Origin of the sequence: Dietzia cercidiphylli (genome assembly GCF_014145145.1) — a bacterium.
In the GTDB taxonomy this organism is placed as follows: Bacteria; Actinomycetota; Actinomycetes; order Mycobacteriales; family Mycobacteriaceae; genus Dietzia; species Dietzia natronolimnaea.
In genome coordinates this window covers 1-11,847 of sequence record NZ_JAALEA010000277.1, presented here as the reverse complement: position 1 = coordinate 11,847, position 11,847 = coordinate 1, and the positions used below count along the sequence as shown (strand labels likewise).

General features: G+C 69.9%; 16 protein-coding genes and 1 pseudogene. 11 read left to right on the top strand and 6 right to left on the bottom strand.

Annotated features, from left to right (window positions below):
* The 5 genes and pseudogenes from G6028_RS17455 to G6028_RS10440 form a co-directional block, all read right to left on the bottom strand.
* Positions 1-223 (bottom strand): annotated as a pseudogene (locus tag G6028_RS17455) (serine protease); the annotation flags it as partial.
* A gap of 59 nt (positions 224-282) precedes the next feature.
* Entirely contained in the window at positions 283-1,674 is a 1,392-nt protein-coding gene (locus G6028_RS10455) for a sensor histidine kinase (RefSeq protein ID WP_179525842.1), read from the bottom strand.
* Entirely contained in the window at positions 1,674-2,357 is a 684-nt protein-coding gene (locus G6028_RS10450; protein WP_182617164.1) for a response regulator transcription factor, read from the bottom strand. Before G6028_RS10450 ends, G6028_RS10455 begins: the two co-directional genes overlap by 1 nt.
* A 195-nt stretch (positions 2,358-2,552) precedes the next feature.
* Positions 2,553-2,723, bottom strand: a complete 171-nt coding sequence (gene rpmF / locus G6028_RS10445; RefSeq protein ID WP_179525844.1) for a 50S ribosomal protein L32 — start codon at positions 2,721-2,723, stop codon at positions 2,553-2,555.
* Positions 2,724-2,788: 65 nt separating this feature from the next.
* Positions 2,789-3,049 (bottom strand): type B 50S ribosomal protein L31, encoded by a 261-nt coding sequence (locus G6028_RS10440; protein WP_095718598.1) that lies wholly within the window; start codon positions 3,047-3,049, stop codon positions 2,789-2,791.
* Positions 3,050-3,407: 358 nt separating this feature from the next.
* On the opposite strand from G6028_RS10440, the gene rpmB reads away from it, so the two are divergent.
* The 11 genes from rpmB (at position 3,408) to G6028_RS10385 (ending at position 11,306) form a co-directional block, all read left to right on the top strand.
* The gene (gene rpmB / locus G6028_RS10435) at positions 3,408-3,644 is read left to right on the top strand and encodes a 50S ribosomal protein L28 (protein ID WP_010542299.1); all 237 of its coding nucleotides are present in this window, start codon (positions 3,408-3,410) and stop codon (positions 3,642-3,644) included.
* A gap of 1 nt (position 3,645) precedes the next feature.
* Positions 3,646-3,810, top strand: a complete 165-nt coding sequence (rpmG, locus tag G6028_RS10430) for a 50S ribosomal protein L33 (protein WP_017836290.1) — start codon at positions 3,646-3,648, stop codon at positions 3,808-3,810.
* 3 nt (positions 3,811-3,813) lie between these two features.
* A complete protein-coding gene (rpsN, locus tag G6028_RS10425; protein WP_017836289.1) occupies positions 3,814-4,119 on the top strand; it encodes a 30S ribosomal protein S14 in 306 nt (101 codons plus the stop codon).
* A 10-nt stretch (positions 4,120-4,129) separates the two neighbouring features.
* Positions 4,130-4,387 carry a 30S ribosomal protein S18 gene (gene rpsR / locus G6028_RS10420; RefSeq protein WP_007632792.1) on the top strand — a complete coding sequence of 86 codons (258 nt, stop codon included), beginning with the start codon at positions 4,130-4,132 and terminating at the stop codon, positions 4,385-4,387.
* A gap of 163 nt (positions 4,388-4,550) precedes the next feature.
* Positions 4,551-5,522 (top strand): AEC family transporter, encoded by a 972-nt coding sequence (locus G6028_RS10415; RefSeq protein ID WP_182658816.1) that lies wholly within the window; start codon positions 4,551-4,553, stop codon positions 5,520-5,522.
* Between the two features lie 31 nt (positions 5,523-5,553).
* Positions 5,554-6,552: a LacI family DNA-binding transcriptional regulator gene (locus G6028_RS10410; RefSeq protein ID WP_182658815.1), complete on the top strand. Its 999-nt coding sequence runs from the start codon at positions 5,554-5,556 to the stop codon at positions 6,550-6,552.
* Positions 6,553-6,759: 207 nt separating this feature from the next.
* Entirely contained in the window at positions 6,760-7,815 is a 1,056-nt protein-coding gene (locus G6028_RS10405; RefSeq protein WP_182658814.1) for an extracellular solute-binding protein, read from the top strand.
* Entirely contained in the window at positions 7,812-8,687 is an 876-nt protein-coding gene (locus G6028_RS10400; protein ID WP_194306957.1) for an ABC transporter permease subunit, read from the top strand. Before G6028_RS10405 ends, G6028_RS10400 begins: the two co-directional genes overlap by 4 nt.
* Positions 8,684-9,454 carry an ABC transporter permease gene (locus G6028_RS10395; protein ID WP_206685745.1) on the top strand — a complete coding sequence of 257 codons (771 nt, stop codon included), beginning with the start codon at positions 8,684-8,686 and terminating at the stop codon, positions 9,452-9,454. Before G6028_RS10400 ends, G6028_RS10395 begins: the two co-directional genes overlap by 4 nt.
* Complete coding sequence (locus G6028_RS10390) at positions 9,451-10,521, top strand: ABC transporter ATP-binding protein (RefSeq protein ID WP_182658813.1); 1,071 nt, start codon at positions 9,451-9,453, stop codon at positions 10,519-10,521. Before G6028_RS10395 ends, G6028_RS10390 begins: the two co-directional genes overlap by 4 nt.
* Positions 10,518-11,306, top strand: coding sequence for an MBL fold metallo-hydrolase (locus tag G6028_RS10385; protein WP_182658812.1), 789 nt, complete (start codon positions 10,518-10,520; stop codon positions 11,304-11,306). Before G6028_RS10390 ends, G6028_RS10385 begins: the two co-directional genes overlap by 4 nt.
* Positions 11,307-11,399: 93 nt before the next feature.
* On the opposite strand, the gene G6028_RS10380 is transcribed toward G6028_RS10385, so the two are convergent.
* Positions 11,400-11,847, bottom strand: a 448-nt coding sequence (locus G6028_RS10380; RefSeq protein ID WP_182658811.1) for a CPBP family intramembrane glutamic endopeptidase, incomplete at its 5' end; no start/stop codon positions are given.

Sequence of the window (11,847 nt, the reverse complement as noted above, 5' to 3'; positions counted from 1 at the left end):
CGCCCCAGCCCTGGTTCGGCTGCACGTGCCCGTACTGGCCGGGCTGCCCGGAACCGGGAGGGGGCGGACCGACGTCCGCCGGGCCCGGTCGCCGACCGTCGTCGCGGGGACCATACGGGCTCTCCGGCCGCTGACCGTATCCACCCGGACCCGCGCCCGGACCCGAGGCCCACTCGTCGCCGGGCCGGGGACCACCCGTGCCCCGATCGTTCTCGTTCTCCATATCCGACATGGTTCCTCACCGCGCTGTGTGCCCGCTGAGACGACCGCGGCCCCCGTCGATCAGTTCGGGGGGAGCTCACACCCGGGGATGGTCATCCGCACCTCGGTGCCCCCACCGTCCGCGTCATGGATCTCCACGGTGCCTCCGTGCCGGGTGACCACCTGGCGGACGATCGCCAACCCGAGCCCCGAACCGGGCATCGCCCGTGCCTCCCGCGAGCGGTGGAATCGCTCGAAGACCAGCTGCCTGTCCTCCTCAGGGATACCCGGCCCCTGGTCGGCGACGGTCAACTCCACGACCGACTCCGACACCGGGTTCATCCGGACCGTCACCGTTCCCCCGGTCGGGCTCCACTTGGCCGCGTTGTCGCAGATGTTCAGCACCGCACGCTCGATCCCCGCGTTGTCACCGAACGAGTACCAGGGCGCCAGATCCACGTCGAACCGCACGTCGTGACGCCGCCGACGGACCCGCTCGAGGGCCCGCTCGACCGCCTCCGACACCGCGACCGGCTCCAGCTCGACCTCCCCGGAATCCTCACGGGCGAGCTCGACCAGGTCCCCGACCAGCTGGGTGAGCTCGGAGATCTGACCGATCACGTCGACCTCGAGCGCCCCCCTGTCCGCGGCCGGGATGGTCGGCGCCCCCGGCCTGCTCGCGGCGATCAGTAGTTCCACGTTGGTCCGGAGACTGGTCAGCGGTGTCTTGAGCTCGTGCCCGGCATCGGCCACGAGCCGCGATTGTCGATCCCTGCTCTCCCCCAGCGCTACGAGCATCTGGTTGAAGCTGGCGGTGAGCCGGGCGATCTCGTCATCACCCGCCACCGGGATGGGCCGCAGGTCGTCGGTCCTGGCGATCCGCTCCACCGCCCTGGTCAACCGGGCGACCGGCGCCAGACCCGTGCGCCCCACCGCCGTACCGGCCACCGCCGCCAGCGCGATGCCGGCCGCACCCACCAGCGTCAGGACGATCGCCAGACGATTGAGGGCCGCCCTGGTGGGGCTCAGGTCCTGCGCCAGGATGAGTGTCGAACCGTCGCGCACCCCCACCGCATAGATCTGCTTGCCCCCGGCCGTCCGCAGGCTCGACTCGGTCTCGCCGCGGACCACGGCGATCTCGGGGCCGCCGATCTGGAAGGGTTCGCCGGTGGCCGTCCGCACACCGGAGGGCGCGACGATCTGCGCGTCCAGATTGGGGTTGAAGGCCCGCAGCGCGATGAGGGTGCTCCGGGACTGGAGGGCGAACTCCGACGCGAGCTGGCTGTTGACCAGTTGGTCGGCCTGTTGCTGGAGCCGGTTGTTGACCTCGCTGTACATCGACCCGGACACGACGAAGTACGCCGCGACGGCCATCAGGGCCACCGCGACGCCCACCGAACTCGCCGCCAACAGGGTGACCCGCTGGTGCAGGGAGATCGGTGTGGAGCCCCACCCCACCGTGCGGGCTCGCACTACGGCGTCTCGCGCAACACGTATCCCACGCCACGCACGGTGTGGATCAGACGACTCTCGCCGTCGCCCTCGGTCTTACGCCGGAGGTACCCGATGTACACCTCGAGCGCGTTCCCCGACGTGGGGAAGTCGTAACCCCACACCTCCTCGAGGATGTGGCTCCGGGTGAGGACACGACGGGGATGGTGCAGGAGCAACTCGAGCAGGGAGAACTCCGTCCGGGTCAGCTGGATCCGGCGCTCCCCCCGGTTGACCTCGCGGGTCGCCAGGTCCATCCGCAGGTCCTCGAACTCCAACACCTCGTCCACGTCCTCGGCCTCCGGACCCCGACGACGCAGCAACGCCCGCAGCCGGGCCAACAGCTCCTCCAGCGCGAAGGGCTTGGGCAGGTAGTCGTCGGCACCCGCGTCCAGGCCCGCCACCCGCTCGGACACCGCGTCCCGGGCGGTGAGCATGAGCACGGGCAGGTCGTCCCCCCGACTCCGCAGTATCCGGCACACCTCGAGGCCGTCGCGGCGGGGCATCATGACGTCGAGGATCACCGCGTCCGGACGGTTCGCGTCGAGCCGTTCGACCGCCTCGACCCCGTCCCCCGCGAGCTCCACCGAATAACCGTTGAACGTGAGGGAACGGCGCAGGGATTCACGCACGGCCTGGTCGTCGTCCACAACGAGGATCTTCATACCGGGAAGTCTCCCGCACCCGCCTGAACCACGGCTGAGGAATACCGCGACCGATGCGCGGTCCGCGCCGGGTCCTGATGACGCCGACGAGCCCGGTGGGTCCGAGGGGACCCACCGGGCTCGTGACCGGGCGTGTGCGTGCGACGCGCGGGCGCCGCTGAGCTCAGTTCGTCTCGGCGATCAGTCGACCGACACTCAGCGGTCGAGGTCGACGAGGCCGAGCTTGGCGGCCTTGACCAGGCGACGCGGCAGCACCACGGCGCGGCCGTCGATCTTGGTCTCCTGGAGGGCCGGGTTCTCGGCCTTCCACTGCGAGCGGCGGGAATGGGTGTTGGCGCGCGAGAGGCGACGCTTCGGAACTGCCATGACTGTTACGTCCTCTGAGGTCTCGGGTGTGGGTGTGGGTCGGCGGCGGAGCACCGACCCGCGGCTCACTTGGTGCGGCGGGTGCGGTTGCCGTAACGGCGCTGGAACTTCTCGACACGGCCGGCCGTGTCCATGACGCGCTGCGCGCCGGTCCAGAACGGGTGCGACTCACTGGTCACGTCGACCACGATGAGCGGGTAGGAGTTGCCGTCCTCCCACTCGACGGTCCGCTCGCTCTTCGCGGTGGAGCGGGTGAGGAACTTGGTGCCGGTGCCCGAGTCCTGGAAGACCACCGGGTGGTAGTCGGGGTGGATGTCGTTCTTCATACTGGATCCCTCTAGCTCGGTAGAAGTCTTGGGTCTGGCGCCCGCCCCGTCAGGGGCACGCAACTGCCAGTGGCCGAACCGGGGATCCCGGTATCAGCACACGCATCGGTAGATCGTACCCGTACGATGACCGCGTACCCAATTCGCACGCTCCGCCGGCCGTCCCCACCGGCGTTGACGTGCTGATTACCGTTTCCCGCGGTCGGGCCGTAAACTAGACCATCGCTGTTGTCTGCACGTTTGCTATCGCCTCTCACGGTGCCCGCGACGTGGTGATCCGCTGCTGTTCGGCCCAGGCCGACCGGGAGCCCCGACCATCACGCGCCACCGTACGAGGAGGCGGAAGGAGAACCACGCCATGTCGGCGCATTGCCAGGTAACGGGACGGAAGCCGGGTTTCGGCAAGTCCGTCTCGCACTCACACCGCAGGACCAACCGTCGCTGGAACCCGAACATCCAGCGCCGTAGCTACTTCGTGCCCTCCGAGGGTCGTCGCGTCACGCTGACGGTCTCCACCAAGGGCATCAAGACCATCGACCGCGATGGCATCGAGGCCGTCGTGGCCCGTATCCGCGCCCGTGGGGAGAAGATCTGAGATGGCACGTAACGACGTTCGACCCATCATCAAGCTCAAGTCCACGGCCGGGACCGGGTTCACGTACGTGACCCGCAAGAACCGCCGTAACAACCCGGACCGCATCGTCCTCAAGAAGTTCGACCCGGTCGTCCGCAAGCACGTCGAATTCCGAGAGGAGCGCTGACCCGTGGCCAAGAAGTCAAAGATCGCGCGCAACGAGCAGCGCAAGGCCAAGGTGGCCCGGTTCGCCGAGCGCCGCGCCGAGCTCAAGGCAATCATCAAGAACCCCGAGAGCACGGACGAGGCGCGCATGGACGCCCAGACCGCGCTCAACAAGATGCCGCGTGACGCCTCGCCCGTGCGGGTGCGTAACCGCGACGTCGCCGATGGCCGCCCCCGCGGCTACCTCCGCAAGTTCGGCCTCTCCCGCGTCCGCATGCGCGAGATGGCCCACCGTGGCGAGCTGCCCGGTGTCACGAAGTCGAGTTGGTGAGTAGGTAATCATGGCAAAAGCGCGTAGCACCCCGTCCAAGAAGATCCGTGCCCAGGAGGGTCGTCGGCCCAAGAAGAACCCGTTGAAGGTCGCGGGTATCGAGACGGTCGACTACAAGGACGTCAACACCCTCCGCACGTTCATCTCCGATCGTGGCAAGATCCGTTCGCGCCGCGTCACCGGCCTCACGCCGCAGCAGCAGCGTCAGGTCGCCGTCGCGGTCAAGAACGCCCGTGAGATGGCACTGCTGCCGTTCACCAGCCGCTGAGCCCTTGCTCGGCGCGGTCGAACCGCACCGCACGTCCCGTTCGCGGTAAATAGCCGCCGACACAGGCAACAGCAACCCGATCGGGGTCGCGCCTCCTGCCCGCAGGAGTGCTCGGCCCCGATCGGCGTTACCGCTCCCCTCCCCCGAACCCCAGGAGTCCGCAGTGGCCGGCGTCCTCAACGGCTTCGCCGTGATCGTCGCGGTCGTCGCACTCGGGTGGCTGCTCGCCCGTTCCCGGGTCCTCGGCACCGACGCCCGACTGGTGCTCAACCGGCTCGTGTTCTTCGTCGCCACCCCGGCCCTGCTGTTCGACGCCCTCGCCCGGACCACGCTCGACCAGGTCTTCACCGGCGTCTTCGTGGTCTCCGCGGGCTCGGCCATCCTCATCGCCGTCGCATACGTGCTCATCGCGAGGCTGTGGCTCAGACGCCCGGCCGCCGACCTCGTCGTCGGGGCCCTGTCCGCCGGATACGTCAACTCCGCCAACCTCGGCATCCCCATCGCCCTCTACGTCCTGGGCGACCTCGGCTTCGTGATGCCCCTCCTGCTCTTCCAGGTGGTCGTGCTCCAGCCGATAGCGATCGCGGTGCTCGAGCGTGCCGCGCGCTCCGCGGGTACAGAGGGCACCGAGGGTTCAGAGGACACGGCCGGCGATCGAGGCGGCGGAGCGCTCGGCTCGATCGTCCAGGCCGTCCGTACCCCTATCGTCCTGGCCGCTCTCGCCGGGGTGGTGGTGGCCGCCCTGCCCTGGACGCCGCCCGACAAGATCCTCGAGCCCGTCCACCTGGTGGGTCAGATCTCGGTCCCCGGTGCGCTCCTGGTGTTCGGTATGTCCCTCTACGGCGTCAAGGTGCTCGAGGCCGGAGCCTCACCGCGACGGGAGATCGCGCTGGCGAGCGTGCTCAAACTGGTGGCGCACCCATTGCTCGCCTATGCCATCGGCAGAGGTCTCATGGGGATGCAGGGCCACGAGTTGCTCACCGTGGTGGTGGCCGCAGCCCTGCCCACCGCGCAGAACGTGCTCGTGGTGGCCACCCGCTACGGACACGGGATGCTCCTCGCCCGCGACTCGGCGGTCCTCACCACCCTCGGCGCGCTCCCCGTGCTACTACTGGTGTCCGCACTGCTGGCCTGATCACCGCGCCCTCTGTGGTGGAGTAGGTCGTATGGCGCCGGGGAGCAGGACCACGTTGCGCGACGTCGCGCGGGCGGCCGGCGTCTCCGTCCCCCAGGCCAGCCTGGCGCTCAACGGCCAGGGTCGTGTCGCGGCGAGCACGGTGCGACGTGTCCGTGATGCCGCCGAGAGGCTCGGGTACCGCCCCAACCCCGCCGCCCGCGCCCTGCGGCTGGGGCGTGTGGATGCCGTGGGGCTCATCACGCGGAACCTGTCCAACTCCTATTTCCTCGACGTGCTCCGTGGGATGGAGGCCGTCACCTCGTCGCGGGGTTCACACGTGGTCGTCATGGACTCCGGTTACGATCCCTCGACCGAGCTGGCGGCGGTACACCGGATGGCCGACGGGCAGGTGAGCGCCCTGGCCATCGCCCCGGTCGGCGGGACGGAGGCGGTCGACTGGTGGCGGGTCAACCGGCCCGAGCTGCCGATCGTCCAGATCAACACCGCGCCCTCCCCCGGGGTCACCACGGTGGGCCCGGACAACCCCGTGGCGGTGACCCTGGCGGTCGACCACCTCGCGGGCCTCGGCCACCGACGGATCGGCTTCGTCACCGCACCGCCGGCGGACGCCGCCGACACGGACCGCACCCAGGCCTACCTCGCCCGTGCGGGGGAACTGGGACTGCGACCCGAGATCCTGCCGTGCCGACTGCGTTTCGACGACGTGCGGGACCTGGTGGCCGACCAGCTCGCGGACCCGGGAGGCGTGCGCACCTTCCTGATGAACTCCGACTACACCGCCTCCGCGGTGTACCGGGCCGCGAGGGACGCGGGTGTCGAGGTGGGTCGGGAGGTCAGTGTGGTGGGCCACGACGACCTGCCCACGTCGGGCCTGCTCGCGCCGGCCATGACGACGGTCGCCTTCGACCGCCGGCTCGTCGGGGAGATCGCGGCGACCGAGCTCCTCGAGCCCGGCCGGGAAACCCGCACCGCGGTGGTCCCCGTCCACCTCGTGGTGCGCGACTCCGTGGCAGACCTCCGCCCCTGACATCTCGACCCGGGCGGGTCCTTACCCCGGGAACGTCCGGGACCTGGGTGAACGGTCGGCGAACAGTGTCGGAAGTGCCCCCCAGACCCATTGCCAAACCGATTTGGCACGCGTTTGCTGATACCCGGCCCGGCGCCCGCCGCGGCCATCGGCACCGACGGGTTCGGGCCGACGACGGCCCAGGATCAGACGACCAAGGACCAGACGATGACTCTCTCACGCACCCTCCGCACACTCGCTGCGACCGCTGCAGCCGGACTCGCACTGACCGGCTGTGGAAACGCCGACACCGCGGGCGAGGAAGCCCCGTCGACCGCGGCTGGAGGCTCAGGCACGGTCATCACCTACAACAGCCCCACGGAATGGGGGAACTTCGGGGAGGTGCTGGCGGCCTTCTCGGAGGAGACAGGGATCTCCGCCCCTAACGACCCCAAGAACTCGGGACAGACGCTCGCAGCTCTCCAGGCCGAGGCCGCCTCACCCGTCGCCGACTCCGCATACGTCGGCATCGCTTTCGCGGATCAGTTGGTGCAGGCGGATCTACTCAGCGCCTACACCCCGGAGGGCGTGGAGTCGATCGACGAGGACCTCCGCGATCCCGAAGGCCGGTGGCACACCCTGCACACCGGCGCGGTGGCGTTCATCGTCAACAAGGATCATCTCGGGGACGCCGAGGTGCCGCGGACATGGGAGGACCTGACCAAGCCCGAGTACCGCGGCAAGGTGGGATACCTCGACCCGACCCAGGCCGCGGTCGGCTACTCGGTCGCCACCGCCGCCAACGAGGCGATGGGAGGAGATCTGGACGACTGGGGCCCCGGTCTCGAATACCTCGGCCGACTCAAGGACAACGGCGCCGTGACGCCGGCCCAGACCGCGACCGCGTTGGTGGGCCAGGGCGAGATCCCGATCCTCATCGACACGGACTTCAACGGCTACAAGCTGCAGGAGGAGGGGATCGACGTCGAGGTCGTCATCCCCGAGGAGGGCAGCCTCCTCATCCCCTACGTCGTCGGGATCGTCAACGGCGCGCCCAATCGGGACAACGCGGAGGAGCTCCTCGACTTCTATTTCTCCGAGCAGGGTCAGCAGCTCTTCGCCCGTGGGTTCATGCGTCCGGTGATCGGGTCGATCCCGGAGGACATGGCCGCGAAGATGCTCCCTGACACCGACTACCAGCGGGCCCGCACGGTCGACTACGTCAAGCAGGGTGCCGTCCAGGAGGACTTCATCGCCGCCTTCACCACCGAGGTCGGTCGTTGACCGTCCGCACCCGGGTGACCCCCACCGCGGCGGGTGGTCCCCGTTGGGGATGGCTCGCCGCGGTGCCGGGGGTCGTCTTCCTGCTGGCGTTCGCCCTCTACCCGCTCCTGGCCCTGGTCCGCAACGCCCTCGGGCTAGGACGTACCGGGTTGCGCGAAGAGGCGGGCCTCACCGCCGACTATCTCGTCGCCGCCCTCACCTCGGAGGCGATCCAACGCGCGGTCGTCAACTCGCTCGTGGTCTGCGTCTCGGCGGTGGCGATCGCCATCGCCCTGTCGGTCCCACTTGTCCTCCACCTGGCGGCCCGCTCACACGCGGGACGCAACACCTCACCACTGGATTCAGCCTTCACGCTCCCCGTCGCGCTCCCCGGGACCATCATCGGGTTCTTCGCCGTGGTCCTGCTGGGCAACACGGGGCTGCTCGGCCTGTGGTTCCCGCAACTGGCGGGCACCGCATACATCATCCCCGGCCTCGTGGTGGCGTACACCTACTTCTCCCTGCCGAGGATCATCGGACCCCTCCGTGGAGCCGCGGAGAACCTGGATCCGGCGATCCCCGAGACCGCCAGATCACTGGGTGGCGGACGCGCCCGGGTCTTCGTCACCGTCACCCTTCCCCTGCTGCTGCCGGCGATCATCGAGGCGTCGGGGACGGCACTGGCGGTCGCCCTCGGCGGATACGGCACGATCGCGGTCCTCGCCCGCGGAGACAGACTGCTCCCGCTCGAGGTGGTGGACGGTCTCAGCTCCGCCGGGTTCAACATCGCGGCTGCGTCCGCCAACGCCCTGATCCTGGCGGTCCTGGCGGCCGCGTTCCTGCTCGCCGGCCGTGCGTTCGCCCGGACCACCGAGAGGATGGTCGCCCGATGACAGCGTCCCGCGTATGGCTGTGGCTCATGCTCGGCGTCGTCCTGGTACCCATGATCGCGACGCTGGTCGTGGCGACCAGCGTGAGCTTCATCGCGGGACCGTTCACCGGCGGGTTCACGCTGGACTGGATGGCCCTCGGGCTCCAGCTGCTGTCCCCCACGCTCCTGCACAGTGCGGTGGTCGGGGTGGCCGTCGCCGCGATCAACCTGGTCGTCGGCGGACCGCTCGCGTGGTGGTCCGCCCGCTCGAACTCCGTCACCGCCCGCGCGGTCGGCTACCTCGCCACGGTCCCGCTCGCCGTCCCGGGCATCGCCATCTCGGTCGCGTTGATCGGTACCTACGCCCAGCTGCGTCCGAGCGGGTTACTGCTGCTCATCGGCCACGTCGTGTTCACGCTGCCCTTCACCCTGGCCGCACTAGTCCCGGTGCTGGCCTCGGACCGGTTGGACGAGTGCGAGCAGGTCGCGTTGAGCCTCGGCGCCTCCCGCGCGCGGCAGGTCCTCACCATCACGATCCCGTGGTGCCTTGTCGCGATAGTCCAGGCCGCAGCGATGTCCTACGCCCTGAGCTACGGCGAGTTCAACATCAGCTTCTTCGTCAACGCCCCGGCCAATCCGACGGCGCCGTTCGCCCTGTTCGACGCCTACCAGACGAGACGGCTCGAATTGGCGTCGGCGATGTCCATCTGGTTCATCGTCTCCCTCCTCCCGGTGTTCGCGGTTCTCGTCGCGCTGCGCGCCCGCATGCACGAAAGGTCCCTGTCATGAACACCACCGTCATGAGCACCACACCGGGCCTGGCCCTCGAGGACGTCTCCGTGCGGTACGGCGACACCCTCGCCGTCGACGGAGTCACCATCGACGTCCGCGAGGGTGAGATCCTCGCCCTGGTCGGCCCCAGCGGATGCGGCAAGACCTCCGTCCTCCGGTCGATCGCCGGCATGGTCCGTCCCTCCACCGGACGGGTCCGGATCGGGGGCGCCGACGTCACCGCTCAGCCGCCCGCTCGCCGGAACATCGGCCTCGTGCCCCAGTCGTACGCGATGTTCCCGCACATGTCGGTACGGGGGAACGTCGAGTACGGGTTGCGGGCCCGCGGGGTGAACCGGGCCGAGCGGACCCGTCGCACCGACCGACTCCTCGAGCTGGTCCACTTGTCGGAGTACGCGGGTCGGCGGCCCGGAGCACTCTCCGGTGGCCAGCGCCAACGCGTGGCCCTGGCCCGGGCACTGGCGATCGACCCCGCGGTCCTCCTGTTGGACGAACCCCTTTCCGCGCTCGACCCACAACTGCGGGCCGGTCTGCGCCGGAGCCTGTCCGCGAACCTCGCCGAGGTCGGGTGCACCACCGTGATCGTCACCCACGACCAGCAGGAGGCGCTGGCGCTCGCCCACTCGATCGCTATCGTCCGGGACGGGCGCCTGGTCCAACACGGGACGCCGGATGAACTCTGGAACCACCCGGCGGACGAGTTCGTGGCCGATTTCCTGGGGTCGGGCCGGATCCTCGAGGCCGTGCGCACCCCGGACGCGGTCGAGGTGCTGGGGGGCCGATGGCGCATCCCGGACACCGGCGTCGACGTCACCCGCGTGGAGCGCGACGCCCCGGGCCCTGGACGCCGGGTACTCGTCCGCCGCGACTCACTGCGGATCGCGGACGCGGGCACGCCGGGATCCACCACCGCCCGCGTGCTCCACGCCGAGTTCGCCGGCACCGTCACCCGGCTGCGCATCGATGTGCACGGCACGGAGCTCGACATGGACCACGTCGGACCTGCCGACCTCGGCCCTGTCGTGACCGTGGCCGCCAGAAGTGAAGGGATCGTCCTGCTGTGACCACCGTCGAGGTCCTCGGCTGCAACGCCACCGCCCCCGGCCGGACCGGAGCCGCATCGAGCTATCTGGTCCGGGACGACGCCACCACCGTGCTGGTGGACGCCGGCCCCGGATCCCTGCTCAGCTTCGCTCGCACCCACGAGCTGTCCGAACTGAGCGGCATAGTGGTGACCCACCTTCACGCGGACCACAGCCTCGACCTCATGGCCTGGGCGTACCGCTGGACGTTCCCCGACGTGCTCCCGCGGATCCCGCTCTACGTGCCCTCGGAGGATCTCGGTCGTCTCGAGCGGTTCGACGAGCTCTTCGGGATACCCACCCTGCCGACCATGGTCTCGCCCATCCGGTCCGCCTTCGACGTCCGTGGGCTCGACCTCGATGCCCGGACGCCCGTGGGGATCGGCAGCTGGACGGTCACCCCTCATCGCGCCCTGCACTCGGTGCCGTCCGCCGCGCTGCGGTTCTCGGGCCCGGGCGGGGTGGTCTGCTTCTCCTCGGACACCGGCCCGTGCCGCGGGGTCGTCGACGCCGCCGCCGGGGCGGACGTGTTCGTGTGCGAGTCCACCGTCCTGACCGCCGACGACGACGTGATCCACGGGCACGGGCACCTCACCCCGGATCTCGCCGCCGGGATCGCCTCCGAGGCGCGGGTGCGCCATCTCGTCCTCACCCACTTCGCGCGGCCGGAGGAGGCGCAGGAGATGGGACGGATCGCGTCACGTCACTTCGACGGTCCGGTGACGGTGGCGCGAGAAGGTGCGACCGTATCGGTGGAAGCGCGGTAGCACGACGACGCGGCAGCCGGTCAGCGGGTCAGCAGGTCAGCGGGTCAGCGGGTAAGTGGGTAAGTGGGTAAGTGGGTCGGCGGGGGCAAGCCCTCAGGCCGCGCCCGCCGCGACGATGCCGGCGAACACGACCGCGTTGTTGACGCCATGGAGCACGATCCCGGGCACGATCGACCGGTACCACTGCGCCATCACGCACAGCGAGATCCCCACCACCACCAGGTAGGGCAGCGCGGGTGGGATCAGGTGCACGGCGGCGAAGACCGCCCCCGCGAGCGCGATCCCCGGAACCGCCCGGAACCTCGCTCTCAGCGCGGGTAGGACGATCCCCCGGAAGACCACCTCCTCGGCCACGGGCACGAGCACCGCGACGGCGAGCAGCCCGAGGACCACGAACGCCGGCCCGCCGGTGGCGAGGTCCTCGAGCCCGTCGTCGGAGCCCTCCGGCCCCGCCCCCAGCGGGACGAGCACGACCATGGACGCCGCGACCCCCGCGAGCATCACCGCCGGGATCTGCCACACCAGGTGCAGCGGCGTGCGC

Excerpts from the sequence above, each read along its gene's own strand:
- rpmG (WP_017836290.1), top strand. The coding sequence starts at position 3,646 with ATGGCACGTAACGACGTTCGACCCATCATCAAGCTCAAGTCCACGGCC.
- rpmB (WP_010542299.1), top strand. The coding sequence starts at position 3,408 with ATGTCGGCGCATTGCCAGGTAACGGGACGGAAGCCGGGTTTCGGCAAG.
- rpmF (WP_179525844.1), bottom strand. The coding sequence starts at position 2,723 with ATGGCAGTTCCGAAGCGTCGCCTCTCGCGCGCCAACACCCATTCCCGC.
- G6028_RS10390 (WP_182658813.1), top strand. The coding sequence starts at position 9,451 with ATGAACACCACCGTCATGAGCACCACACCGGGCCTGGCCCTCGAGGAC.
- G6028_RS10395 (WP_206685745.1), top strand. The coding sequence starts at position 8,684 with ATGACAGCGTCCCGCGTATGGCTGTGGCTCATGCTCGGCGTCGTCCTG.
- G6028_RS10440 (WP_095718598.1), bottom strand. The coding sequence starts at position 3,049 with ATGAAGAACGACATCCACCCCGACTACCACCCGGTGGTCTTCCAGGAC.
- G6028_RS10405 (WP_182658814.1), top strand. The coding sequence starts at position 6,760 with ATGACTCTCTCACGCACCCTCCGCACACTCGCTGCGACCGCTGCAGCC.
- rpsR (WP_007632792.1), top strand. The coding sequence starts at position 4,130 with ATGGCAAAAGCGCGTAGCACCCCGTCCAAGAAGATCCGTGCCCAGGAG.
- G6028_RS10410 (WP_182658815.1), top strand. The coding sequence starts at position 5,554 with ATGGCGCCGGGGAGCAGGACCACGTTGCGCGACGTCGCGCGGGCGGCC.
- G6028_RS10450 (WP_182617164.1), bottom strand. The coding sequence starts at position 2,357 with ATGAAGATCCTCGTTGTGGACGACGACCAGGCCGTGCGTGAATCCCTG.